This window comes from Streptomyces sp. CRN 30, assembly GCF_034105845.1.
The window spans coordinates 59360-84585 of record NZ_JAVRHI010000506.1; the positions used below are offsets into that span (position 1 = coordinate 59360).

The 25226-nt window shown below is 72.1% G+C and carries 26 protein-coding genes; 13 read left to right on the forward strand and 13 right to left on the reverse strand.

The features are described from left to right. Positions 1-13 precede the first annotated feature (13 nt). Positions 14-964 carry an AraC family transcriptional regulator gene (locus UW392_RS57680; protein ID WP_320783500.1) on the forward strand — a complete coding sequence of 317 codons (951 nt, stop codon included), beginning with the start codon at positions 14-16 and terminating at the stop codon, positions 962-964. A 399-nt stretch (positions 965-1363) separates the two neighbouring features. Here the strand turns inward: UW392_RS57680 and UW392_RS57685 are convergent, their stop codons facing one another. The 3 genes from UW392_RS57685 to UW392_RS57695 form a co-directional block, all read right to left on the reverse strand. Continuing rightward, the gene (locus UW392_RS57685) at positions 1364-3202 is read right to left on the reverse strand and encodes a cholesterol oxidase substrate-binding domain-containing protein (RefSeq protein ID WP_320783501.1); all 1839 of its coding nucleotides are present in this window, start codon (positions 3200-3202) and stop codon (positions 1364-1366) included. 76 nt (positions 3203-3278) lie between these two features. Then, entirely contained in the window at positions 3279-3482 is a 204-nt protein-coding gene (locus UW392_RS57690) for a hypothetical protein (RefSeq protein WP_320783502.1), read from the reverse strand. A 181-nt stretch (positions 3483-3663) separates the two neighbouring features. Then, positions 3664-4578 (reverse strand): helix-turn-helix transcriptional regulator, encoded by a 915-nt coding sequence (locus UW392_RS57695; protein ID WP_320783503.1) that lies wholly within the window; start codon positions 4576-4578, stop codon positions 3664-3666. 316 nt (positions 4579-4894) lie between these two features. Here UW392_RS57695 and UW392_RS57700 point away from each other — a divergent pair, with 316 nt between their 5' ends. Further along, the gene (locus UW392_RS57700; protein WP_320783504.1) at positions 4895-5362 is read left to right on the forward strand and encodes a nuclear transport factor 2 family protein; all 468 of its coding nucleotides are present in this window, start codon (positions 4895-4897) and stop codon (positions 5360-5362) included. A gap of 106 nt (positions 5363-5468) precedes the next feature. Here UW392_RS57700 and UW392_RS57705 read toward each other — a convergent pair whose 3' ends face one another. The 5 genes from UW392_RS57705 to UW392_RS57725 all read right to left on the reverse strand — a co-directional run bounded on the left by UW392_RS57705 (position 5469) and on the right by UW392_RS57725 (position 10822). Beyond that, on the reverse strand, positions 5469-6323 hold the full coding sequence (locus tag UW392_RS57705) for a helix-turn-helix transcriptional regulator (protein WP_320783505.1): 855 nt from the start codon (positions 6321-6323) through the stop codon (positions 5469-5471). Between the two features lie 162 nt (positions 6324-6485). Next, entirely contained in the window at positions 6486-7541 is a 1056-nt protein-coding gene (locus UW392_RS57710) for an aldo/keto reductase (protein ID WP_320783506.1), read from the reverse strand. Positions 7542-7743: 202 nt separating this feature from the next. After that, on the reverse strand, positions 7744-9231 hold the full coding sequence (locus UW392_RS57715) for an MFS transporter (RefSeq protein ID WP_320783507.1): 1488 nt from the start codon (positions 9229-9231) through the stop codon (positions 7744-7746). Positions 9232-9444: 213 nt separating this feature from the next. Then, positions 9445-10293, reverse strand: a complete 849-nt coding sequence (locus tag UW392_RS57720; RefSeq protein ID WP_320783508.1) for a helix-turn-helix transcriptional regulator — start codon at positions 10291-10293, stop codon at positions 9445-9447. A 61-nt stretch (positions 10294-10354) separates the two neighbouring features. After that, positions 10355-10822: an Rrf2 family transcriptional regulator gene (locus UW392_RS57725; protein ID WP_320783509.1), complete on the reverse strand. Its 468-nt coding sequence runs from the start codon at positions 10820-10822 to the stop codon at positions 10355-10357. A 234-nt stretch (positions 10823-11056) separates the two neighbouring features. Between UW392_RS57725 and UW392_RS57730 the strand changes: the two genes are divergently transcribed. From UW392_RS57730 to UW392_RS57780, 11 genes are all read left to right on the forward strand, one after another. Next, a complete protein-coding gene (locus UW392_RS57730; protein WP_320783601.1) occupies positions 11057-11359 on the forward strand; it encodes a hypothetical protein in 303 nt (100 codons plus the stop codon). Between the two features lie 172 nt (positions 11360-11531). Beyond that, complete coding sequence (locus UW392_RS57735) at positions 11532-11987, forward strand: hypothetical protein (protein WP_320783510.1); 456 nt, start codon at positions 11532-11534, stop codon at positions 11985-11987. A 40-nt stretch (positions 11988-12027) separates the two neighbouring features. After that, on the forward strand, positions 12028-12945 hold the full coding sequence (locus UW392_RS57740) for an alpha/beta hydrolase (protein WP_320783511.1): 918 nt from the start codon (positions 12028-12030) through the stop codon (positions 12943-12945). 32 nt (positions 12946-12977) lie between these two features. Continuing rightward, on the forward strand, positions 12978-13352 hold the full coding sequence (locus tag UW392_RS57745) for a VOC family protein (RefSeq protein WP_320783512.1): 375 nt from the start codon (positions 12978-12980) through the stop codon (positions 13350-13352). Positions 13353-13386: 34 nt separating this feature from the next. Continuing rightward, positions 13387-14358 carry a YafY family protein gene (locus tag UW392_RS57750; protein ID WP_320783513.1) on the forward strand — a complete coding sequence of 324 codons (972 nt, stop codon included), beginning with the start codon at positions 13387-13389 and terminating at the stop codon, positions 14356-14358. Positions 14359-14456: 98 nt separating this feature from the next. Continuing rightward, a complete protein-coding gene (locus UW392_RS57755) occupies positions 14457-15500 on the forward strand; it encodes a saccharopine dehydrogenase family protein (RefSeq protein ID WP_320783514.1) in 1044 nt (347 codons plus the stop codon). 27 nt (positions 15501-15527) lie between these two features. After that, complete coding sequence (locus UW392_RS57760) at positions 15528-15902, forward strand: hypothetical protein (protein WP_320783515.1); 375 nt, start codon at positions 15528-15530, stop codon at positions 15900-15902. A 289-nt stretch (positions 15903-16191) separates the two neighbouring features. Next, on the forward strand, positions 16192-16404 hold the full coding sequence (locus UW392_RS57765; protein WP_320783516.1) for a hypothetical protein: 213 nt from the start codon (positions 16192-16194) through the stop codon (positions 16402-16404). 75 nt (positions 16405-16479) lie between these two features. Continuing rightward, positions 16480-17919: a GTP-binding protein gene (locus UW392_RS57770; protein WP_320783517.1), complete on the forward strand. Its 1440-nt coding sequence runs from the start codon at positions 16480-16482 to the stop codon at positions 17917-17919. Further along, positions 17877-18464, forward strand: coding sequence for a hypothetical protein (locus UW392_RS57775; RefSeq protein ID WP_320783518.1), 588 nt, complete (start codon positions 17877-17879; stop codon positions 18462-18464). The genes UW392_RS57770 and UW392_RS57775 overlap by 43 nt, the downstream gene beginning before the upstream one ends. Positions 18465-18587: 123 nt before the next feature. After that, complete coding sequence (locus UW392_RS57780; RefSeq protein ID WP_320783519.1) at positions 18588-18914, forward strand: hypothetical protein; 327 nt, start codon at positions 18588-18590, stop codon at positions 18912-18914. Between the two features lie 143 nt (positions 18915-19057). On the opposite strand, the gene UW392_RS57785 is transcribed toward UW392_RS57780, so the two are convergent. The 5 genes from UW392_RS57785 to UW392_RS57805 all read right to left on the reverse strand — a co-directional run bounded on the left by UW392_RS57785 (position 19058) and on the right by UW392_RS57805 (position 25209). Then, entirely contained in the window at positions 19058-19714 is a 657-nt protein-coding gene (locus tag UW392_RS57785; RefSeq protein WP_320783602.1) for a fasciclin domain-containing protein, read from the reverse strand. 159 nt (positions 19715-19873) lie between these two features. Continuing rightward, positions 19874-21493, reverse strand: coding sequence for a molybdopterin-dependent oxidoreductase (locus UW392_RS57790; protein ID WP_320783520.1), 1620 nt, complete (start codon positions 21491-21493; stop codon positions 19874-19876). A 318-nt stretch (positions 21494-21811) separates the two neighbouring features. Continuing rightward, complete coding sequence (locus UW392_RS57795; RefSeq protein WP_320783521.1) at positions 21812-22549, reverse strand: anti-sigma factor; 738 nt, start codon at positions 22547-22549, stop codon at positions 21812-21814. Further along, entirely contained in the window at positions 22546-23130 is a 585-nt protein-coding gene (locus tag UW392_RS57800; RefSeq protein WP_320783522.1) for a sigma-70 family RNA polymerase sigma factor, read from the reverse strand. The genes UW392_RS57795 and UW392_RS57800 overlap by 4 nt, the downstream gene beginning before the upstream one ends. A 420-nt stretch (positions 23131-23550) precedes the next feature. Then, the gene (locus tag UW392_RS57805) at positions 23551-25209 is read right to left on the reverse strand and encodes an amidohydrolase (protein ID WP_320783523.1); all 1659 of its coding nucleotides are present in this window, start codon (positions 25207-25209) and stop codon (positions 23551-23553) included. Positions 25210-25226 lie beyond the last annotated feature (17 nt).

Sequence of the window (25226 nt, forward strand, 5' to 3'; positions counted from 1 at the left end):
TTAGCCTCGGCGCGTGGACTTCCTCAGCGACGCGATCGGCAGCATCCGGACCGGTCGGTCCTACGCCCGCCGGGTCACGGAGACAGGCTCCTGGGGCATGCGGTACGACGAGTTCACCGGCAGTGGCTTCCACGTCGTGCTGCGGGGCCGGGGCTGGCTCATCACGGAGGACGCGCCGCCGCGCGCTCTGCGCCCGGGTGATGTCGTGCTCGTCGCGGCCGGCGCGCGGCACGGGCTGAGTCACACACCGTGCGCGCTGCGCGAACTGCCGCCCGCGAGCACGGACGCGCCAGGCCCGTACTCCGGGTTCGCCGACTTCGAGTTCCTCTGCGGCGCCTACCACCTGCGGCGTGGCAGGGCGCACGACTACCTGGCCACGCTGCCGGGCATCGTCGTCACCTCGCCCGAGAAGGGCGCCTCCTGGACGACGTCACTGGCCGAGCTGCTCGTCGCCGACCTGTCCGCACCGGGACCCGGTGCGGACGCGGCCCGCTCGGCGCTGGTGGACCTGCTGCTGGTGCACGTGGTGCGCCAGTGGCTGCGGGACAACGGCACCGTCGAGGGCCCGTACGTCGCCGATCCGGTGATCGCGTCCGCGTTGCGGCACATTCACAGCGCCCCGTACGAGTCCTGGAGCGTCTCCGAACTGAGCGCCGCCGTCGGCATGTCGCGCACCGCCTTCACCCGCCACTTCACCCGGGCGCTCGGCAAGCCGCCCCGGGACTACCTGGCCGGGGTGCGGCTGTCCCGGGCGGCCAGGCTGCTCCGCGAGAGCGACGCGCCGTTGGCGGCCGTCGCGCGCGAACTCGGGTACTCGACCGAGTTCGCCTTCGGCGCCGCCTTCCGCCGGGAGTACGGGATTTCTCCAGGCCGCTTCCGCGACGCCCCGGAGACCGGTGCCCCGGCCGGTGGAGGCGTGAACGGTGACATGCTCGCCGCGGCGGACTCCGCCCGCGGCAGCTGACGGATCACTCACCCCGTCCCCGGACACCACGGCCGGCTGGACCGGCTTCGGCCGGTTGTCAGGGGCGGCGCACCGTACCGGGCGCGGTGTCGCAGGAGCGGCGCACCGTACTGGGCGCGGTCTCGCGGGGCGAGGGGCGGGAGACGGTCACGGAGGTGGGTCGCCCTGCTCACTCGCCGAAGGCCACGCCCCGGCCTACGTGGAGGCGGGCGAACCGCGGTCAAGGGGCGCGGGCGAAGCCCCGAGACGGCTCGGGCAGCCCTGAGTGGTCGTGCGGCGGCACGCTCTCCCAGGTGGCGCCGAGGCGAGCACCAGGTGCCCGCCCTCGCCGGGTGGATCGGCGTCGGCTTCGGTGTCGTCGGTGGTATGCCGGCGCGCGGGCCCGGCACCGCTCGTGGATCAGCGCAGCAGGTTGTCGAGGAAGGGGCTGGACATCACGTGGTGGGGATCGAGCCGCTCCAGGGTCGCGACGGCCTCGTCCCAGCCGGGGCCGCCTCCCGCGCGCAGGGCGGCGGGTACGGTGCGGGCGAGGACGTCCGGGTCGGACCACGCGGAGCTCTCGGTGTAGGCCCAGCCCTTGGACCACTCCACCCGGACCGTCGCCCTGTCCCCGTCCAGCGCGAACAGGAACTGCTCGATCTCCCGGTAGAAGCGGTGCAGGGCGGGTGTGGTCGGCAGGGAGAGGATGTCGATCCACACGGCGGTGTCGGCGTCCGGCCGGTCGGGGCGCGGTCGCAGGGCGGACAGCAGCGGTGGCCGCGCGCCCGGTACGCCGCACACGGACGGGTCCTCCAGGCCGGTCACGCGGATCTCCACCTGGCCGTTGACCGGGTACTCGCCGCGAGCCGCGTACTCGGCGAGCAGCGCGCGGTAGAAGTCGGCGAACCTGCTGACCACCCATTGCAGGTCGGCGCGGCGGACGAGGACGGCATAGCCGTTGGCTGTCTCGCGCAGTGTGGTGGGCCGGATGTACTCCAGCAGGTTGCGGGAGGCGCCCCACAGGTCCGACCGTAGCCCGCCCGCCAGCAGATGGGTGAGGACGTCGGCGGTCAGCACGTCCCGTACGAGGTCGTCGGAGAGCAGGACGTCGGTGATGTCGCCGGTCAGTGCGACCTTGGCCAGCAGGTACTGCACCTGGCCGAAGAGCGGGGCACTCGCCCAGGCCCCGGAGACCAGGGCCCCGGCGAGCCGGGCCACCGGCTCGGGGAGGGAGTCGGAGAACGGGTAGTTGTACGGCTCGTCGACCGCGCGCGAGCCCAGCGGCCGGCGCGGAGTGACGCTCCAGACCTTCAGCCACGGCTTGTCGGTGAAGGCGAACCAGATGGCCTCCGCCCGGCCGGTCCGGTCGACGAACCCGGCCAGGGTCCGCTTCCCGGCCGCGTCTCCGGGGGCGGCGAACAGTTCGGCGGCCGGGATGTCCAGCAGGGACCGGCACCGCAGGTTCTGGTCGGCGCCCATGCGCAGGACGGCCTCGACGACGAGCGAACGGCCGAGGTGGGTGAGGAGTGCGTCGCAGTCGGCTTCCGCCCGGCCGACGGTCCGCAGGACGTAACGCCGGCTTCCCTCGTCCCAGACGACCGCGGTCACTTCCGTGACCAGGTTGCTCAGTGAGCCGTAGCCGTGGCCGGGCGGCGGGTTCTCGCCGACGGCGGGGACGGCCGTACCGTGCGCGCCGATGGCGAGCGCGCCGCCGACCGACAGTTGTCCGGGCGCCGGCGCGGCGGTGACGCCGTGACCGGCCTCGCCGGCGAACGCGAGCAGGTCCTCCAGGGTGGCTCCGGACTGGACCCGGACCTCCGCCGAACCGTCGGAGGCCCGCCGCTCCAGCGACATGGCGGTGAGGTGCGCGGTGGTGTCCAGCAGGACGACCTGGGTCGCGGCGGGCGTGCCGTCGGCCACCGTGAGCGGGGCCCAGCCGTGCCGTTTGCCTTGGGCGCGGACCGTCCAGCCCGCGCCGTGCGCCCAGTTGACGATGTCGAGCACGTCCTGGGGGTGGCGCGGGACGCAGGTCCACAACTCGTCGGTGTGGATCTCGCCGGCCCAGTTCTCGTAGACGCGTCGGTAGAGGTCGGGCCCGGCCGGGAAACCCGGCGGTGCCGGGGGTGCGTCGGCGGCGTAGGCGCCGTCCGGCCGGACCAGTCCGCGCAGCAGCCACACCGCGCCGCCCGCGACGGCCGACGACGCGAGCAGACCGCGCCGCGACAGCCCACCGCCCTGAACCGAGGATTCGCCCGCCATCCCTGAGACCTCCCCCTGTCCCGCCTGGCCCGGCCGCACCGGGCCGGTCGAGTACTCACGCTACCGGGCAACGGGCTCACGGGAACCAGGCGTTGGGGGATTTCGTCGCCGGGCGTGTGATGCGTTCGGTGCGTTCGCGCCACGGCTGTCGTTCGTCCTCCGCAGTGGGGAGTCCGGAGAACATCCTCTGCGGACTCTCGGCATTCGATCGGATGTCCGGCGCCGCCACCGCGAACGCGACACCGGCCGGCAGCATGGCACCCGACAGCGCGACGATCACCGCACCGAGCACGAGCCGTCCCGTCGTACGGTGACCGACGATGGCGGTATCGAGAGTCCTCCACCGCGCGGACGTTGCACTGCGACCGTCAGGGCGCGGGACCGTCAGGGCGCAGGAACGTCAGGGCGCGGGAACGTCACCCGCGGTCCGGCCAGGTCATATGCGGTGCGGGGCGGCCTCCTCAGGCGTCGTCGGCCGTACCACCGTGCGACAGGACTCGTGGTGCGCCGGCTTCGAGGCGACGGGTGAGATCCGCGAACGTGACGTCGATCGACCTGCCGTAGCCGCTCTGCCCCGAGAGCCGTGCGAGGGCCTCCGCGCTCTGTGAGCCCGGAGTCGCGGAGAGCACCAGAAGTTCCAGGCCAGTGGCGCCTCGGACGTCGAACCGCTGATGCGCGAGCCGGAGCAGCCCGACCGCCGGATGCTCGATGACGCGTGAGGTGGTCGGGGCGCCCGTGATGCCTTCGTCGTTCCACAGGGCGCGGAAGGGGGCGCTTGCCTCCAGCAGGCGGTCGACCACCGCGAGAACCTCGGGATGCGGTGGCGAGTAGCTCATGGCCAGGCGCAGGGTGCACACCTCGGCACGCGCCGCGTTGTCCCAGTCGACGTGGAACCGGCGGGCGTCGTCGTCGAGGAAGAGCGCGTCCGTCATGGTGGGGTGTGCGCTCATCGGGGCGAAGAGCGCCGAGGCCGTCGCGTTGGCGGCCAGTACGCGGGACGCGGCGTTCGTCACGAGCGCCGCGGAGTGGGCGAACGCGTCGATGGTCTGCCGCAGTTCGACGCTCACCTCACTGTCGGCGCGCAACGTGGACGGTGACAGGCGGGCGAGGCGGAACAGGTGCTCCCGTCCCTCGGGGCCCAGGTGCAGGGCCGCACTGATCGCCTCGGTCACCTGGGCCGACGGTGTCCGTTCACGGCCCTGCTCCATACGCGCGTAGTAGTCGGCGCTCACGCCGGCGAGAACCGCGACCTCTTCGCGGCGCAGTCCCCGTACGCGCCGGGGTCCGGTGGCGGGCAGTCCCACTCGTTCCGGGGTCAGCCGTGCGCGCTGCGTGCGCAGGAAATCGCCCATCCGGTTGTCGGAGCTGTGGTCCATAGGGGGAGGGTAAAGGCCGTGTGTTCGCGGACGGTACCCGTCAAGGTGGGTGCGCCACACCCTGTTTCCGGGACCGCCGTTCCCAGGAAATACCGCCCAGGTGCATCCGGCCCTTCTTCCGTTCTCGACCGGGCCGCACGATGGTGATCATCGGTGACGCGGTTCCCGACGGAGCCGATCCGAGCATCACCCGTCTCTCACGTCGCCCTGCGCGGGGGGCGAATTTCCCGGGTGGACGAATACATCGACACGCAGCACGCCAACGACGTGCTGTTCCCGCGCCGACTCGACGACAGCAAGCACAGGAGAAGGAAAAATGGCACAGCCCATGGAGCAGACCGACGCCCGTGACGAGGCCGAGATCAGGTCGGTGCTCCTCGGATATGTGGCGGCGCTGGACGGCCGTCGTTTCGAGCTGCTCGCGGACGCGTTCACCGAGGACGCCGAGCTTGAGAACTCCTTCGAGCCCTACATTCCGGGCGGAGAGGCGTTCACCGGCGTGCTGGCCGGCGGCGCGGACGCCATCGCGAAGGCCGTCGGAGGCTTGATGCGAACACTCGACGCGACCCAGCACTTCCTCGGCGCCATCTGGATCGAGCCCGTCGAGGGCGGCGTGCGCACGCGTACACAGGTGATCGCTCACCATCACCGGGGCGGCGGCCACTACCACACCGGTGGCACGTACACGGATCTCTTCGTCCGGACCGAGGACGGCTGGCGCATCGGCCGCCGTGTGCTCCACACCTCGTGGACCACGGGCGACCCGGGCGTCGTCGCCGTGTGAAGGGAAGCGACGAGTCGTGTGGTCGCCTTGGGCTTTCGCACCGTGGGTCGACCGGGTGTTCCACGGTCTGCGCGAGGCGGCCGACGCGCCGACGGTGCCGGGCTGCTCAAGCCGGCACCGTCATCGCCGTGAGAAACGTGAGGGCCTCGGCGTCGCGGCTTCCCGGTGCCGGTACCCCGATGATCAGGCGTTGCCCAGGGACGGCGGGCTCGCCGATCGACCGGAAGGTGAGGGTGAGGCGACCGGTCGCGGGGTGGATCACCGTCGTCGCGCACTCACCGTGCGGACCGGCGCTCTCCGCCCGCTGCCACATGGCGACGAAGTCCGTTGACTGACAGCTGAGTTCATCGATCAGGTCCCTGATGCCGGGGTCGTCGGGGTGGTCCGTGGCGCTCGCTCGCAGAGCGGCGAGACAGGCGTGGGCGACAGACTCCCGGTCGGTGAAATAGGCGGAAGAAGGTGGCCGGGCGAAGAGCGCTCTGAGCGGATTGGGGTCCTTGCCGAGCGGGGACAGCACTGCTCGGGCTGGTGCGTTGGCCGCGAGAAGGTCGAGGCAGGGGCTGAGGATGAAGGCGACGGTGGGGCCGGCCTGTTCCAGCAGCCGTCGCAGCCGGGGGTGCGCCTGGGCGTTCGTCGCGTACGGAGCCAATCCGGGGTTGAGCCCGGCCAGGTGGTACAGCTGCCGGCGGGTGCCGGGGTCCAGTCGCAGTCCCCGGGCCAGCGCCTCGGCGACGGTCACCGAGGGGTGGCGGGCCCGGCCCTGTTCCAGGCGGCTGTAGTAGCCGACGCTGATGCCGGTGAGGACGGCCACCTCCTCGCGGCACAGGCCCGGCGTCCTGCGTCCGCCGTTCCGTGCGGGCAGACCGGCCTCGGCCGGCGTGAGCCCGGAACGGCGGACGCGGAGGAAGTCACCGAGCGCGTTGTCACGGGCCTCACCGAAGCCGGTCCGGAGAGGCGTCACGGGCGGTGGGGCCGGTACGGAAGTCCCGGGCGGTGGGACCGGTACCCGCATGCGCATCGGGACTCCTCTCCGGTGTCTCCGGTGGGACCGATGGGACCGATGGGACCGGTGTCTCCGGTGGGATCGGTGGGATCGGTGGGACGCGACGGTCGGCGGGGCCGGTCAGCGCACGAACGCCCGCGCCTCCACGCCGTTGATGGTGGTGTCGCCCTGCTGGAACCCCACCATGTCGTCGATCAGGTAGTAGGGGTAGTCCAGCGTCGGCGCGGTGAGCGTGTCGAGTTCGGTGATCCGCTGGTCCGGGAGTGTGACGGCCAGGGAGGCGAGGTTGGCGACGAGCTGTCCGTGGGTGCGGGCGCCGACGAGCGTGGAGGTGACCTCGGTGCGCTGCCGCACCCAGGCCAGGGCCACCGCGGCGACCGTGGTGTCCAGTTCCTCGGCGATACGGCCCAGGGCGTCGAGGAGTACGAAGGTGGACTCGGTCAGGTGCGGGGCGGCGTAGGCGGTACGGCCCGAGCCGGGGACCTCGGTGACGGTGCGGGAGTACTTGCCCGACAGCGCCCCGCTCGCCAGCGGGCTCCACGGGGTGACGCCCAGCCCGAACTGCCGGGCCACGCCGAAGGTCTCCCCCTCCACGCTGCGGGCCAGCAGGGAGTACTCGACCTGCAACGCCGCGACGGGTTCGAAGTCACGCAGCGAGGCGAGGGTGGCGGCCTGGGCGACCCACCAGGCGGGGACGTTGGACAGGCCGATCGCGTGGATCTTCCCGGCCCGTACCAGGTCGGTGAGGGTGGAGAGCGTCTCCTCGACGGGGGTGTGCCGATCCCACTGGTGCATCCAGTACAGGTCGACGTGGTCGGTCCCCAGCCTGCGCAGGGACGCGTCGAGCTGGGCGCGGATCGCCTTGCGGCCCGCGCCGCCGGAGTTCGGGTCGGACGGGGCCATGTTGCCGCCGAACTTGGTGGCCAGGACGACACCGTCCCGGCGCCCGGGGCGCTCGGCGAAGTAACGGCCCAGGGTCTCCTCGGACGCGCCGCCGTTGTACATGTTGGCGGTGTCGATGAAGTTGCCGCCGGCGTCCAGGTAGTGGTCGAGCAGGGCGAACGAGGTGTCGGGGCCCGAGCCCCAGCTGCCGTCGTCGAAGTTCATCGCGCCGAAGGCCAGCGGGCTCACGCGCAGACCCGAGCGGCCGAGGGTGCGGTAGGAGGTCAGAGACATGGGTGGTTGTCCTTGGATGTGGAAGGGATGGGGGCGTGCGTACGACGATGCCGGGGGCGGGCAGGGACGCGGAGGTCGAGGCGACGGTGACGATGTGCCCCGAGCCCTACTGCCGCGTCGTGGGCAGCAAGGCCGCGATGCCGCCTCAGGCCCAGGTCACCAGCACGATCTCGCGAGGGGAAGAGGAAGAGGAGGCGGGTGCTCAGGCGGCCGACTCGGAATCCGTGTGCCGGTGCCGGGTGGTGAGACCGATGAGACCGATGAAACCGATGAGACCGGTGAGGGCGACGAGTACGGCCACGGCGGCGAGCACGGCCGCCGCGAGGAAGGCCCTCGGCAGGCCGGGCAGGAAGGCGTCCGGTTCGCCGCCGCCGCTCGCGTGGACCGCGACGATGACGGCGATGCCGAGCGAGCCGCCCACCTGCTGCACCATCTGCAGGAGACCGGAGATCGATCCGCTGTGCCGGGCGGGCACTCCCTCCAGGACCAGCACCGTCCCGGGGGTGAACACGAGGGCGACTCCGACGCTGTGGACCAGCAGGGGGCCCAGGACGTCACGGGCGTACGTGCTGGATCCGTTCAACGCGGCGAACCAGCCGAAGCTGACGCCGACCAGTGCGGTGCCGAGGACCAGCAGCCTGCCCGCCCCGAACCGGCGGACGGCCGGCGGTACGAAGTGGGTGACGGCCAGGATCGTGCCGGTGAGGGGAAGGAAGGCGAGGCCCGCCACCAGGGGGCTCATGCGCAGCTCTCGTTGGTAGTACTGCACCAGCAGGAACAGCAGGGAGAAGTGGACACCGACGATGAGTCCCATCGCGCCCAGCGCGGTGGCGCGCTTGCGGTGGCGGAGCAGTGACAGGTCGAGCAGAGGGAGCGTCGCGCGTCGTTCGACCCCGATGAACACGGCGAGGAGAGCGGCGGCCAGGGCGAAGGTGAGCCACGTCTGTACGGTGGCCCAGCCCGCTTCCGCGGCGTGCACGAAGCCGTACACGAGGCCCAGTGACCCCAGTGTCGCGGTGATCGCCCCTGCTCCGTCCACCGTGCCGCCGGCGGGTCGGTCCTCCTCGACCAGCCGGTGGACGAGGGTGACGACGACGGCGCCGATCGGCAGGTTGATCAGCAGGCCCCATCGCCAGGAGAAGAACGCGGTCAGGGCTCCGCCGAGGATCAGTCCGAAGGACGCGCCGACGGACGAGGCCGCCGTGAACAGGGCCAGGTTGCGGCCGCGGGCGCGTTCGTCCCGGGCGACGGCGGTGAGCAGGGACAGGATGCTCGGTGCCGCGACCGCCGCGCCCATGCCCTGGACCACCCGCGCCACGATCATGACCGTCGCGTCGGGTGCGAGACCGGCGGCCAGTGACGCCAGCGCGAAGAGCGCCGTACCGAGCCCGAACACCCTCACCCGGCCGAGGACATCACCGAGTCTGCCGCCGAGCAGCATGAGTCCGCCGAAGGCGAGGGCGTAGGCGTTGGGTACCCAGGACAGGCCGGCGGCGGAGAAGCCGAGATCCCGTTGGAGCTGAGGGAGGGCGACGGTCACCACCTGGGCATCGAGTTGCAGCATGAGCTGGGTGGCCAGGATCGCGGCGGTGGCCAGGGCGGCGAAGCGCGGTACGCGCACGGCGGAGAGCTGCCCGCCTACCGTCGGTTCCGCGGATGTGTCGACATCACTGCCGGTGTGGACGGACATGAGCTCTCAGGCACCGATCAGCTTCTCGGTCGTGCGCGCGCTCGCGCTGTGGGGACCATGGCAAGTGAACATGCGGAACTGCCCTTCGTGGGTGCGGTGTTCACCCGTCCGGGCGGCCGGGGAACACCTTCACCCTCGTCCCGTGCCACTGTCTCAGGAAGGACGTGGCTGCCTGGGTGCCGCACACCCAGGACCGATCGGCACGGACATGCCTCAGGGACTCACCTTGGTGCGACGGACGCGCTCACACAACATCTCGACGGCGGCCGCGCCGGCACTCCCGGGCTGGGCCACGCCCACCAGCAGCTGCTGGCCCGGGGCGTCATGGACGTCGAAACTCTGGTACGTCAGCTCGATGCGGCCCACCTCGGGCAGTTCGAAGATCTTGTACGCGCGCGCCAGGCTCCCTACCGTCCGGTCCTGCCACAGACGGACGAACTCCGGTGACAGCTCGTGTAGTTCGGTCACCACGGCCGAGATGCCGGGGTCGTCGGGGAAGCGGCCGGCCTGCAGTCGCAGCGCGTCGACCGTCGCCCGCGTCACGATGTCCCACTCGACGAAGACCTCGCGCGCGCGGGGATGCAGGAACAGGACGCGCACCATGTTGGACATCCCCTCGAAGGGGGCGAGCAGCGCGGTGGCGGCGGTGTTCTTCGCCAGGACGTCGAAGGACGGGCTGAGCACGTAGGCGGCGGCCGAGGGGAAGGCGTCCAGCATCCGCAGCAGGGCCGGGTGGACCGTCTCGCGGCTGCCCGCCGAGGTCAGCGCCGGGTGCAGACCGGCCAGCCGGAAGAGGTGCGTGCGCTCGTCGAGTGTCAGCCGCATCGCCCGGCCCACCGCGTCCACGACCTGCGGCGAGGGGTTGCGCTCCCGCCCCTGCTCCAGGCGTGCGTAGTAGTCGGCGCTCACGCCCGCGAGGACGGCGACCTCCTCGCGCCGCAGCCCCTTGACCCGCCGGCTGCCTCCGCCGGCGGGGAAGCCCACGTCACCGGGTTCGGTGCGGGAGCGGTGAGCCCGCAGGAAGGCGCCGAACTCGTTCTGCTTCTGCTGTGGCTGCTGCACTGGGACTCCGGCTTTCTGGCTCGGACGAGGGGCGGGAGCGGGGCGGAGGAGGGGGCGACGTTCAGGTGACCGTAACCGTGACCGGTGCGGACGCGGCGTGGAACGCCAGTGTGTCCCGCAGGACGTCCGCCACTGTGGTGGCCGACAGGGACCGGCACAAGGCCTCGGTCGCCTCCCGGTACACCCCCGACAGGGTGTGCCGGATGCCGAAGCCGACGTAGCACTCCGCGTCGGGGTCGGAGGCGTGGGGACCGAAGACGGGCTCTTCGGGGAGGGCGCGGTAGACGTCCAGGAGGGTGATGTCCTTCGCCGGACGGGCGAGGTTCCAGCCTCCGTTCCGTCCGTGCGTGACCTCCACCAGCCCGCCGTCCTTCAGCTGCCCGAGGCAGCGCCGGATGACGACCGGGTTGGTGTTGACGCTCGTCGCGATGTGCTGGGAGGTGGCGACCTCCTTGTCGGTGCCGCGCCGGTCGTACGCCAGCCATGCCAGGACGTGCACGGCCAGACTCATACGGCTGTTCGCGCTCACGCGGCCTCCCATGTCCTCGACCCGGTTATCTGTAACCGTACTGGTTACACGACGTGCGGCACTGTCGCTTCCAGGGAGTGAGACAGGGAGCGGCACACCTAGGAAGCCGGTGCCTTCCGCGGCCGTCGAGCCCGCCGCACCCTGGACGAAAGCCCGCTCACCGCTCGTACGCAACCGGAAACGAACACGATGACCGAGAACACGAAAACCGCGAACACAATGGCCGTGAACACAATGGCCGAGACCCTCGAAGTGACCACCCTCCGCCCCGCGCCGGGTCACACCGCCTCCGACTTCGTCAGGGCGAACGCCGACATCGACGCCTACCTCCAGCGCCAGCCCGGTTTCCGGTGGCGGAAGATCGTGGCGACCGACGACGGACGTGTCATCGACATCGTCGCCTACGACACTCCGGCGCACGCGCGGGCCGGTGCCGCCGGGATCATGGGCGAGATGGCGGACTCCCCCGTGCACGGCACGATCGACCACGAGTCGGTGGACTGGCAGATCACCACCCCGCTCCACCGGCTCGGCTGAACGGGGACGACGGTCATGCCGTTCGCCGACGAACTGATCGGCCGCCCCGTCGCGCAGGCTTTCGCGCGGGCCGTCCGCGGCGCCGCGCCCCACGCCGGACTCCCCGCCTTGCGCGCGGCCCCACGCCGTGTCGAGGGCCTGTCCCTGCGCAAGCGTGCCGACCTGCTGCGCGATGCCCTGCTGGCTCGACCGTCCCGCACCCACCACCGGACGCCTGGTCCGGCACGGTCTGCGCACGCTCGTCAAGCGAGGCGACCGCGCGGCGCTGGACCTGCTGGGTTTCACCGTCACCACTCTCGACATCGACGGCCCGCACGTCGCTCAGGTCACGGTGCCGGCGGGCGGCAGCGTCCGCTTCACCGCCACCATCGTGAACACGGATGACACATCGGCCCGACTTGTCATCGACTACGTCGTCCACCACCTGAGGGCCGACGGCGGCCACACCGGCAGGACGTTCAAGCTCACGACCCGGACCCTCGCGCCGGGCGAACGGACCGAGATCACCCGCGAACACTCCTTCCGGCCGGTCAGCACTCGCCGCCATCACCCGGGACGGCACGCCGTCTCCCTGCGGATCAACGGCGTCGAATCGGCCCGCGCGGTTTTCGAACTCGCCGCCGAGTGACCCACCCACCCCAGCCCAACGCAACCCGGAGAGCCTCCCCATGACCACGTCCGCCCTGCCCGCCTCCGAGACCCCGCTGAGCGAGGAGTACGACGCCGCCACCCGCGACGACCCGGAGTTCGCCCGCCTGTTCCAGCACCGCTTCACCACGATCGACGGTCTCCAGATGCACTACGTCGTCGGCGGCGACGGCCCTCGCACCATCGTTCTCCTGCACGGCTTCTCGGAGAGCTGGTACGAGTACCGGGCGGTCATGCCCGACCTGCTGCCGGGCCACACGGTCATCGCCGTGGACCTGCCCGGACTGGGCGACACCACCGGTGAGCTGCCCTCGCACGACAAGGTCATCCTCGCCCGCTACGTGCACCGCCTGCTGCTCCGCCTCGGCCACCGCGACCGCGTACAGCTCGTCGCGCACGACTTCGGCAGCGCTGTCGCCTACGCGCTGGCGGCCCAGTGGCCCGAGCAGTTCGCCGGCCTGATGATCATGGATTTCGGTCTCGTCGGCTCCTCACTCACCTTCGACCGGCTCAAGCCGCTCTCCTTCCACTTCTCCTTCTTCCAGCAGGAACCGCTCTTCGAACAGCTCGTCACCGGCCGCGAACGCCTCTTCCTCTCCTACTTCTACGGGCTGCTGGGCGCCCCGGCCCCGCGCCCGAACCTCGACGAGTACACCCGCGTCTACTCCCGTCCCGGCGTCCTGCGCCACGGCTCGCGCTACTACCGGGCATGGCCCCAGGACGAGGCCGACAACCGCCGCCTCATGGCCGAACCGCTCACGATGCCCGTCCACCTCATCGCCCAGGCACAGCTCCTGGACACTTTCCTGACCGCACTCAGGGACGCCGCGCCCCACGCCACGGGCAACCCCGTCGAGGGAGTCGGACACTGGCTTCTGCACGAGGCACCCGAACGGGTGCTCCAGGAGATCAAGACGTTCTACGACTACCAGGACTGACCCTTACCGTCCTGTCACCCGAGGAGCACCCCATGCTGGACCACGTCGAGATCCAGGTCGGCGACCCGGTGAGAAGCGCGGCGTTCTACGACGCGGTACTCACCCCGCTCGGCGCCGGCCGCCGGATCGAACACGAGGGGCGCATCGGATACGGTCCCGCCCGCCCCGCGTTCTGGATCGGCCCGGTCGCCGGACCACCGGCCGGCCCGGCGCGCGAGACCCACCTCGCCTTCACGGCACCGGACCGCGCCGCGGTCGACGCCTTCCACACCGCGGCGGTGGCCCAGGAGGCCGAGGTACTGCACGAGCCGAAGCTGTGGCCGCGGTACCACGACAGTTACTACGCCGTGTTCGTCCGGGACCCCGACGGCAACAACGTGGAGGCCGTCTGCGAGAGCCCCGTCTGATGCCGCCGGCTCCCCGGCTTCCCGGGGACGCGGCGTGATCGCCACGTCCGGCCGTCTGCTGCGGCTGCTGACCCTGCTGTCGAGCCGGCCCACCTGGACCAACGCGGAGCTGGCACGACGGCTGGAGGTCACCGAACGCACCGTCCGCCGGGACGTCGACCGGCTGCGCGAGCTGGGCTACGGCGTGGAATCCGCCCCCGGCCCCGGCGGCGGCTACCGGCTCAGCGCCGGAACCCGGGTGCCTCCCCTCAGCCTCGACGACGACGAGGCGTTCGCGGTGGCCGTCGCCCTGCGCGAAGCGGCCCACGGCACCGTGCTCGGCGGCGACCAGGCGTCCCTGTCGGCCCTGCTGAAGCTCCAGCGGCTGCTGCCCAGACGGATGGCCGCGCGCCTGGCGGACCTCGACGCCGCAGTCGAACACACCCCCCGCGCGCCGGCCGCCGAGGCGTCCCCGGCCGTACTGCTCACCCTTGCCTCGGTCTGCCGCGCCACCGAGCGGACGGAGCTGGCCTATCAGGACATGCACGGCAGGACCACCGTGCGGGAAGTGGACCCGCACCGCCTGGTCTACACCGGTGCCCACTGGTACTTCGTCGCCCGCGACGTGGTCCGCGACGCCTGGCGCACCTTCCGTGCCGACCGGGTCACGGCGGCCCGGCCCACCGGCGTCACGGTCGACCTGCCCGATCCCCCCGACGCCGCCAGGCTGGTCGCCGACACCATCACCCGCACCGGCTACCCCTTCTACGCCAGGGTCCGCCTGCCCCTGCCGATGGAGGAGGCCTTGCGGCTGGTGCCGCCGATCGTGGCGACGCACGAGCCGGAGTCGGCGCACTCCACCATCGTCACCATCGGCGGCTCGGACCCCGACGCGACCGCCGGCTACCTCCTCGGCCTCCGCACCCCCGTGGAGGTCCTCTCCCCGACCCCGGTCCGCGACGCGCTGCTCAGCCGCCTCGACGCGCTGTACCGCGCCAACGCGGACGACCGTCCGCCGACGGTGTGACCACGACACCGCCCCGGCGAGACCAGGACAGAACCCGTCCGGATCTGCTCCTAGCGTGGAGCAAGTCCCCCTCCTTCCCCTCTCCCACGGAGTACTCCATGACAGACCACGGCCGACGACGCTCCCGCCTGCTGATCTACGGGGCCACCGGCTACACGGGCCGCCTGGTCACCGAGCACGCACGCGGCCTGGGCCTCGACCTCATAGTGGCCGGACGCAACCGGCGACGCGTGGACGCCCTGGCCAAGGAAGTGGAAGCGGAAGGCCGCGTCTTCCCGGTCGACGACCCGGTGCTGCTGCGCGAGGGACTGGCCGGCGTCACGGCCGTTCTGAACGTCGCCGGCCCCTTCCGGGTGACGGCCGAACCCCTGATGGACGCCTGCGTCGCCCTCGGCGTGCACTACCTCGACACCACCGCCGAGTACGGCGTCTTCGCCGCGGCCCGGACCCGGGACGCCGCCGCCCGTGCCGCGGGCGTGATGGTCATGTCCGGCACGGGATGGGACGTCGTCCCCAGTGACTGCGTCGCCGCCCACGCCGCCGCGCGGGTCACCGACCCCGTCCGCCTGCGGATCGCCCTGAAGCTGCTGAGCGCCACACCGGAGGAGGCCGCCGGCCTGAATCTCTTCTCCCGCGGCTCCGTCGCCAGCGCGACGGCGGGCCTCGGAGAGGACGTGGGCGCACTGGTACGGGCCGACGGCGAGATAGTCGCACTGCCGGAGCCGAAGAGCGCGGCCTTCGACTTCGGCGACGGCGGCCCGGAGGAGTGCGTACTGGCGCCGATGGGCGACCTGATCACCAGTCACGTCTCCACCGGCGCGCCGTCCATCGAGGTGTACGTGGAGACCGGCCTGCCGCTCCCGGTCGGCCTGGACGTCGACGCCCTGCCCGACGGGCCCACGGCGGCCGAGCGCGAGGTGGGCCGCAGCAAGGTCGTCGCCGAGGCCGTGGGCCGGGACGGCACGGTGGCCCGCGCCCTCATCGACACCCCGACGGGCTACCGCTTCACCCAGCTCTCCGCCGTCGAGATCGCCCGCCGCGTCCTCGCGGGGGCCTACACCCCCGGCTTCCACTCCCCGGCCTCGGCCTACGGTCCCGAACTGGCCCTGTCGGTCGCCGACACCCGTATCACCGACCTGTGAACCACCCTCCCCACCTCCGGAGCCCTCATGACTGAACAGCGATCGTCGTCGTCGCCCGCCCAGGACTCACTCGCCGTGGCACAGGAGCGCACGCTCCGGGTCAGGGCCCTGTACGAAAGGGTCGAGGAACGCGTACTCGGCCGCACCTGGACCCTGCCCGAACTGGCGCTCGGCTTCACCAACGACGCCGCCTACGTGGGCCGACTGGTCCTGGCGGCCGAGGGCACGTGGGACATCGAGGGCGACAAGGACGCCGAGCTCGAACACAAGCTGGCCGAATGCCTCTGGTGGAGTTTCGTACTGGCCGACCGCCTCGGCATCGACGCACCGTCCGCCTTCGAGAACACCATGGCCCGGATCGAGTCCGGACTGCGGCAGACCCTGCGCGGGCTCGACGCCTGACCGACCGGTGCCTGACCGACGTGTCGGCGCGGGCATCTGCCGGCCGCTTCGGGCAGCCGTCACGGCAGGGGCGCGCCCGCACGCCGGCGGCGGATGAGGTATCGGCCGGTACCGGAGAAGTCCGCTGTGCAGGCCGCCGGTACCGCCCGAGTCGATGGCCGCGTCTCTTCGCGGAGACCCGCGGCCGTTCCGCGATGACGGGCGGCAGCGTGGTACGGCGACCGGGCCGTGCCGGACGCCCGCGCCGAGCGCCCCGGGAGGCCGCCCGGCGCTCAGGGCAAGGATCGGGATGCCGCTGCCGGAGGCGACACTCCACCGGGCGATGTCGACGGCCGTCGCCCGGTGGCCGCAGACCGTCCCGGACGGCTTCGGCCAGGTAGGGCTCGTCCTCCACCAAGCCATCGGCCGGCTCCTGTTCTGTTACGGGCTGCACATCACCGGAATCGCGTTGACAGTGCTCGACGGCTTCTCGGAACATCACATCCGACCGGTCGTACCGTGATCAACGAGAGAAACGGACTCCTCATGCGCGAACTCGTGTGCCCCGCCGCCGTCGCCGACCCGCACACGAGGAGCCATGAACCGTCCGTACTCTCCCGCCGCCCACGCACGCCATGACACCGTCTCCGCCGGTCCGCCGCCGGGCGCCCGGCGGCTCAGTCTGGGCGTGGTGGCCCACGTCGATGCCGGCAAGACGAGTCTGACCGAAGCGCTGCTGCACGTCGGCGGTGCCATCGAGCGGACCGGCCGGGTGGACGACGGCACGACGCAGACCGACACGCTGTCCCTGGAACGGCGGCGGGGGATCACGATCCGTTCCGCCGTCGCGGCGTTCGAGATCGGCGGTGTCGCCGTCAACCTCGTCGACACCCCGGGCCATCCTGACTTCATCGCCGAGGTCGACCGCTCGTTGGCGGTCCTCGACGGCGCGGTGCTGGTGCTGTCCGCCGTGGAGGGTGTGCAGGCCCAGACCGTCGTGCTGTACCGGGCGCTGCGTCGCCTGGGCGTTCCCGTGGTCTTCTTCGTCAACAAGATCGACAGGGCCGGTGCCGCGCCCGGGAAAGTCCTGGGGAAGATGCGGAGCCGGCTGAGCCCGGCTCTCGTACCGCTGGGTGATGTGCACGCTGCGGGGACGGCCGCGGCCGAGGCCGTGCCGTGCGCGTGGGAGGACCCGGCAGAGGCCGAGCGGCTGACGGAGTTGCTCGCGGGCCATGACGAGGACCTGCTCACGGACTGGTTCGCCGGGGACCGCCCGGTCGGACCGCGGCGGCTGCGCACGGCCCTGGGACGTCTCACCCGCGCCGGCGCCGTGCATCCGGTGCTGTTCGGATCGGCCAGGACCGGGGCCGGCGTACCGTCCCTGATCGGCTGCGTCACCGAACTGCTGCCCGTGGCGCCCGGCGACGCGCGCACACCGGCGCTGGCGCAGGTCTTCAAGGTCGAGCGGTCACCGGGAGGGCAGCGGATCTGTACGGTGCGGATGCGTGCCGGAACGCTGCGCGTCCGCGACCGGCTGCCGCTCGGCGGCGACCGGCCGTCGGCGACCGTGACGGCCGTGGAGGTCTTCGAACCCGGCGATGCGGTCCGGCGCCCTCGTGCGACGGCCGGCCAGATCGCTCGCCTCGAAGGACTCGACGGCGCTCGGATCGGAGACTGGATCGGCCACCGCCCGGACGCCGCCGCGACGACGGCGGCGGCGGCGCTGCCGCAGCCGGGCTTCGAGACCCGGGTGGTCGCCCGTGATCCCGCCCGGCAGCCGGAGGTGCACCAGGCTCTGGCCGAACTCGCCGACATCGATCCGCTGATCGCCCTGCGGGGCGAGCGGGGCACCGCACGCATCAGCGTCTACGGGGAGGTGCAGCAGGAGGTCCTGGCCGACACGCTGGCGGCGGAGTACGGCATCGACGTCGACTTCCTCGACACCGGCGTGGTCTGCGTCGAACGGCCGTCGGGGTCCGGCAGCGCGGCGCTGCCATGGGCGAGGCCGGCCACCTGTACGGCTACACCCTCGCGGTGACCGTCGAACCCGCCGCGCCCGGCGCAGGCGTCGAACTCATCGTGACAGCGGACCGATTGACCCTGCCGCTGCACGTCTATGGCAACGTCGACGGCTACCGGACCGCGATCCTGGAGTACCTCCACGAGCCTCTGGCGGTCGGCCCGCGCGGATGGCGGGTCACCGACGTCCGGATCAGGGTCACCGGAAGCGGCTACGCTCCGGCGGGCCCACGCGCCGCGGACGTCCGGCGCACCACGGACCTGGCCGTCCGCGCGGCGATCGGCCGGGCCGGCACGACCGTCTGCGAGCCCGTCGACCGCTTCGTCCTCGAGACGCCGGCGGACGAACTCTCCGCGGTGCTGGCCCTGCTGGGCCGCCACGGCGCGGTCCCCGAAACCGTACGGGCCACCGGGCCGCTCGCGGTGATCACCGGAACCCTGCGGAAGGCCGAGGTGCAGGCGGTACGCGCGGGGTTGCACGGCGCGGCGCACGGTGAGGGCCTCCTCGACTCCGCGACCGACCACTACCGGCCCGTGCGGGCCCTCCGCGGGAGGCGGCGGTGAAGCCCTCGGCCCGCCCGGGTCCGGCCCGGCGCGACCCCTCGGCGGCTCGTACGCCGCTTCCTGGTCCGGAACTTCCTGCGGGCCGGGCTGCACCACGGCTGGTGGCTCCTCACCAGCCTGTACATGGCGATCGACGCGGCACTGTCCCCGCCGCAGCTCTTGGTCATCGCCGCCGTGCAGGGTGTGGCGAGCACCGTCTTCGAGGTTCCGGCCGGAGTGGTGTCCGACACCGTCGGCCGCAAGGCGGCGACACAAGCCGAGTACACCGGCGCGACCGTCTGCGCGTTCGGCCTGGCCGGCGTCTCGGGAGCGATGGGGCCGGGGAACACCGTGACCCTGGCCGCGTCACTCTCCGCGGCGAGCGCCGCGGTACTCACCCTGGCCCGGCTCCGCGGCCCCGATCCGACTTCCGCGGCGGACAGCCCACCTGTCAGCGGGCTGTCAGCCTGACGGCGGGCCCGCGGAGCGCCCGCTTCGACCGACGCGGACTCCGTCCGGGCAGCCGGTCGACGCGGGGGTGCCGTCATGGACCGGCGGGACCTCCCTCGCGGCTCACCTCTGTCGCCGCGCTGCTCGGCGGGAGACCGATGCCGTCAGTCCTGGGGCATCAGGACGCTGTCGATGATGTAGACGTTGGCGTTGGCCGTCCTGACGTTGCCGCAGACCACCTTCGCGGAGTCATTGACGGTGTACTCCTCGCCGGAGCCGGAGGTCATGAGCTTCGACTTCTCCAGGGTGTCGTACGAGCCCTTCTCCAGGTCCTCGGGGGCCAGCTTCTGTCCCACGACGTGGTAGGTGAGGATCTTGGTGAGCTGGGCCTTGTCGTTGAGGATCTTGTCCAGGTCGGCCTTCGGAATCTTGGCGAACGCGTCGTCGGTCGGCGCGAACACGGTGATGTCGTCGGCGTTGTTGAGGGTGTCGACCAGACCGGCCTTCTTCACGGCGGTGACCAGCGTGGACAGGGCCGGGTTGTTGGACGCCGCGGTGGCGACCGGGTCCTGGGCCATACCGTCGAAGGAACCCGCGCCGTCCTTCGGTACGGAGGAGCAGGCGGGACCGAACGGCTCGCTCGCGGCGGAGTCGGTGCTGCCGGAACCGGCCATGGAGTCCTCCGACGCGGTCGCCGACGCCTTGCTGGCGGTGTCCGACGCAGCCGAGTCACCGCCGTTGTCGGAACACGCGCTCAGCGCGAGCGGGAGAACGGCCGCCGCGGCGGCGGTCAGGGCGATACGGCGGATACGGGTCTGCATCATGATGTTCCTCCTGTGAACAATGTGGGTTGAATCGGTGCTACTTGGCGGTGGTACTTGGTGATGTGGTTGATGTGGTTGATGCGGACAAGGGAGCCTGCGCGGCGGTTGCCGGCCGGGTGGGGGAAGGAAGTTCCGAGGGGACGGGTCGGGGGCGGGTCACTCGACGGTCACCACGACCGAGTGCCAGCCGCTGGCACCGTCGGGCACGGTCCGGGTGCGCTTCTCGGTCTGTGTCTCGCCGGTGCGGTCCGTGGCCCGCACGGTGAGGGTGTGGCCGCCCTTACGGGCCTGCCACGCGTAGGACCACTGGCGCCAGGTGTCGCGGCTGTCCTCCGCGGCGAGGGTCGCGTCCCGCCAGGGGCCGTCGTCGATCCGGATCTCGACCTTGTCGATGCCGCGGTGCTGGGCCCAGGCGACGCCGGCCACCATGACGGTGCCCGCCCTCGGCCGGGCGAAGGGCTTGGGGGTGTCGATCCGGGACTGGGTCTTGACCGGTGCCTCGCGGGCCCAGTCGCGCTCGACCCAGTACGCGTCGTAGGCGTCGAACGTGGTCAGTTCGAGGTCATCGATCCACTTGCAGGCGGAGACGTATCCGTACAGCCCGGGGACGACCATCCGGACGGGGAAGCCGTGGTCGAAGGGGAGGGGTTCGCCGTTCATGCCGACGGCGAGGAGGGCGTCGCGGCCGTCCATGACGTCCTCGACGGGGGTGCCGATGGTCATGCCGTCCACGGAGCTGGCGACCAGCTGGTCGGCGGGCCCGCCCCGGGACGGCGGCACGACACCGCAGTCGGCCAGCAGGTCGGCCAGGCGTACGCCGATCCAGCGCGCGTTGCCCGCGTAGGGGCCGCCGACCTCGTTGGAGACACAGGTCAGCGTGATGTCCCGCTCGATCAGTTCCCGGCGCAGCAGGTCGTCGTAGGAGAAGGTGCGGGAGCCGCGTGTCCCCGCGCCGTGGACGCGGAGCCGCCAGGTCCCGGCGTCCACCTTGGGCACCACCAGCGCGGTGTCCACCCGGTAGAAGTCCTTGTTCGGGGTGCGGAAGGGGCTGACGCCCGCGACACGGACCTGGGCGCCCCTGGACACGGCGGGAGCGGGTGAGTCCGCGGACGGCAGGTCCAGGCTGTCGCGCGAGGCGACGGCGTCCCGGCCGTTCGCACCGTTCAGGGACCGCCCGAGCGCGCCGGCTCCCGCCGAGGCCACAGCGGTCGCGGCCGCCGCGACGACGAATCCGCGCCGGTCCCAGCCCTGCCCCTGCCCCTGCTCCCGCACGGGCCCCTCCGGGGGTTTCGCCGACGCGCGCCGTGATGTCGGCAGCCGGCCGGTGAGGAAGTACAGGAGCGCGGCTCCGGTGACCGCCCCCACCACTGACGGAAGGGCGTCGGCGAAGCCCGTCGAGTCGGGCCGGGCGGTGGCGGCCATGGCGCCGGCCGCGCCGAGGAGCAGGATCCCCGCGGCACCGGCCCGCCGGTACCGTGTGGCGAGCACACCGACGGCCAGGGCGAGCAGCGCCAGCACGGCGAGGATGCCCGACTGGAGGACGAGTTTGTCGTCCGTGCCGAAGGCGCGGATCGCCCAGTCCTTCACCGCGGCCGGCGTACGGTCGATGGCGGCGCCGCCGACCGCGATCACCGGGCCGGCCTCGGGACGGACCGCCGCGGCGGCCAGTTCGGCGACGGAGAGTGCCGCACAGCCGGCCAGCAGACCGCTCAGCGCGCCCAGCCCGAGGCGTGCCGTCCGTCCCGGCTTCCGTGTCTCCCGCTCTTCGTCGCTCACGTGGATGATCCGGGCCCCGTCGGCGGCCGGATTGGCCCTGGGTGCCGATGATTTCAGTTTTTTCCGGACCAATCCGCGGCTTTGGCGGCTACGGACGGGGGCGCGCGTGCAGATGTCACGTCCCGTTGGACACGTGGCCGTCGTCAGCGCCTGGGTGGCCGGGTTCACCGCCGCCCACGTCCTCGCCCTGACGGCCCCGCTGACGACTGCGCGACTCCCGGACGGGAGGACGAGAGGACGGGAGGACGAGAGGAGGGGGAAATGGGACGGCGGGGGGGCCGGAGGACCGGAAAGCGGGAGAGGGAGGGACGGTCTGGCTCAGGACGGCAGTGTCACCAGCGCCAGAGGCGTGGTGGTGGGCCGGTCCGAACCCCCCGCCGGTTCCACCGTGATCCCCACGGCCGAGGCGGAGTTCGCGGAACCGGCCAGGACGACGGCCTGGTCGGTGCGGTCCGCGTCCATCAGGCCCGCCGATCGCATGGTGCCGTCGACGTCGTACCAGAGCTGGTAGACCTTGCCGCCCGGCGGAGCGGTCAGGTCGGACGCCACCAGGACCGCCCTGTCCCGGGCGGCGGAGACGACGACCCTGGCGTCGTCGAGCGGGACGCGCCGCGAGACCGCGTCGGCCGCACCGAGTACCGCGATCAGTTCGTCCGTCCGCTGCCGGGTCCGCTGCGCCTCGGTCGCGGCGTCCTCGGCCCGGCCGTGCTCCCACACGGCGACGCCGCCGAGCCCGGCGGCCAGTGCCAGGCAGGCGGCCAGCACCAGCCGGGGAGCACGCCGCCGGAACGTGGCGGCCGGCCTGCGCGGACGCGTGCGCGGCGGGGACTGCCGAACCGTGGCGACACGGTGCAGTACCTCCTGCTTCATGCCGGGGCGCGGGGCGACCGCGACCGCCGCCGCGAGCTTCGCGGTGGTGGCGGTGAACTCGGCCACCTCCTCCGTACAGGACCGGCAGGCACTCAAATGCCGCTCGAAGCGTGTGCTCTCGTCCTCCGAGAGGGCGTGCAGGGCGTAGGCGCCGGTGAGGGTGTGCAGGTCGGCGTCGGTGGTCATGCGTTCACTCCCAGGCAGTCACGCAACCGGATCAGCCCGTCGCGCAGACGGGTCTTGACCGTTCCCAGCGGAACGGCCAACTGGGCGGCCACCTCACGGTAGGTGAGCCCCCGGTAGTAGGCGAGCGTGACGGACTGACGCTGCAGTTCCGTGAGTGACCGCAGGCAGCGGCGTACCTGCTCCCGTTCCAGGCGGTTCTCGACCTGCTCGGTCACCTCGTCGTACTCGGGCACCTGGTCCAGCAGCGCCGCCTTGTGGTCCCGGGCCACGGCCGCCTCGACGGAACGGACCCGGTCGATCGCGCGCCGGTGGGCGAGGGTGAGGACCCAGTTGACGACGGTGCCGCGCTCGGGCCGGTACCGGGACGCGGTGCGCCACACCTCCACCAGTACCTCCTGGGCGACCTCCTCGGACTGCGCCACATCACGCAGCACCGCGCGGACCACCCCCAGCACGGGGGCCGCGACGGCGTCGTACAGGGCCGCGAAGGCGTCGCTGTCCCCGCAGGACACCGCTTGCATCAGGGCCTGCAGATCCGGTTGGCGCGCCGGGGCGCGGCCGATGAATACGGGTTCTTCCACCAATTCCGTCCTTGTCCGGGCGAGGCGGTCGGCTGTCGTGATCCGGCGTGACATTCCGTAGCGCCGCGCTGCGGATGCCGGGCGCCGCGCGAACGGCGGGACCCGGGCACCTCTTGTCATACGTCACGCGGGGAATCCGGTCCTGTGAAGCAGCGGGATTGCTCCTGACCACGAGAATTTCCCGCCGCCCGGAGCCGTCGGCCGATGGGGCACGTCGGTGGGGCTCCGACCGGCCGATCCATCCGATCCGGACCCTTTCGCACTGTCTGCGTCCGTCGGACGCCACATGCCCTGTTCGTGCCACGTCATGCACATCGGCGCGCTCTCGGCCGACCGGGCCCCTCCAGACCCTGGCACGCACCCGGCGGTCCTCCGGCACCGAGCCGCACCGTCCCGGGAGTCCGCCGAACCGCGACCGCGTTACTTCGGGCCTTGTCGTCCCTCGGCTTCGAAGACGGTCTCGCCCTCGACCAACACCATCCTCACCTCGGTGGCGTGTACTTGGGTGATCGGTACGTCGAAGGGGTCCCGGTCCACGACGACGACGTCGGCGAGCATGCCCGGCTCGATGCGTCCGACCCGGTGCGCGCTTCCCTCCTGGCGTGCGGCATTGACCGTGAAGAGGCCGAAGGCCTGCTCCAGGGTGATCGCCTGGTCCGGGCCGAAGGAGTCGGCGCCGCCTCCCGGCTCCCGGCGGGTGACGAGGGTCTCGATGGCGGACCACGGATTCACCGACGGCACGACGCACCAGTCCGATCCCGCGACGACCAGCGCGCCGCCTTCCAGCATCTCGCGCACCGGCCACACCCGCCGGATCGCGGCCGGGCCGACGGCGGCCGCGATGTCGGCGCAGATGGGAGAGGGCCGCCACAGATAGGGCGAGACCTCGAACGTGGCTCCGATCCGCGTGGCGCGCACGATGTCGGACTCCGTCACGAACGTGCAGTGCCCCACGTTGTGCATACAGGGACCGGGCCCGTTGGCCGAGCGGGCGGCCTCGACGGCGTCGAGCGCCGCCCTGACCGCCGCGTCACCGGCCGCGTGGAACTTCACGGTGAGGCCCATCCGGTCGAACCGGGTCACCGCCCGGTCCAGGTCCGGCTGCGCGATCGCGAGCATCCCGTGCCGCCCGGCCTCGTCGTCGCGGCCCTCCACCGTGTCCGCGTAGGGCTCGATCATCGCCGCCGTGTGACTGTCCGTCGGCACCCCGTCCAGGAAGATCTTCACGCAGTCGGGGGCGACGCGGGCGCTCGCGCAGAGGTTCCGCATCGCGATCAGGTCGTCGCACCCGGGATCGTACGGGGACCACACCAGGCTCAGGCGCACCCGCTGCCTCACAGCTCCCCGCGCCGCGAGACGGGTGTAGGCGCGTAATTCGGAGCGCGGCCCGGCGGTGAAACCGACCGCGGCCTCGGTGAACGACGTGATCCCGTAGGAGAGCATCTCCCCCAGGGCCCACTCCAGAGCCGCCTCCACCTCCTCGTCGGCGGGTTTGGGTGCCGAGGCCGCGAGCAGCTCGGCGGCGGTCTCGCGCTGTACGCCGTTCGGATCGCCCGCGGTGTCCCGCTCGAAGAGGCCCCCCGGAGGGTCCGGTGTGCCGGGGCCGATTCCCGCGGCCCTGAGTGCCGCGCTGTTGGCCCACGAACTGTGGCCGCTGGTGTCCTCCAGGAGGACGGGACGGTCGGGGGCGATGGCGTCGAGCATGGTCCGGTCCGGGCTGGTGCCGAGCGCGGACGCGTCCCACTGCCCACCGAGGACCCAGGCGCCGGGGGCGGCCCGTGCCACGTGCTCGGCGACGATGCTCAGCGTCCGGGCCAGGTCCGAGCCCTGGGGGACCTTGCAGCGGCGTTCGCGGACCCCGGCGTAGACCGGGTGCACATGCAGGTCGTGCAGGCCCGGCAGGACGGTGCCCCCGGCCAGGTCGATCACCCGGGTGTCCGGTCCCCGCCGTTCGAGCAACTCCACGCCGCCGTCGACGGCCTCGATGACACCGGCGCGTACGGCGAGCCCCTCGGCCCGGCCGGAACCCGTCCTGACCTGCCCACCCACCAGAATCGTGTCCGCGTGACTGTCAGTCATGGGCTGCTCCGTCATGG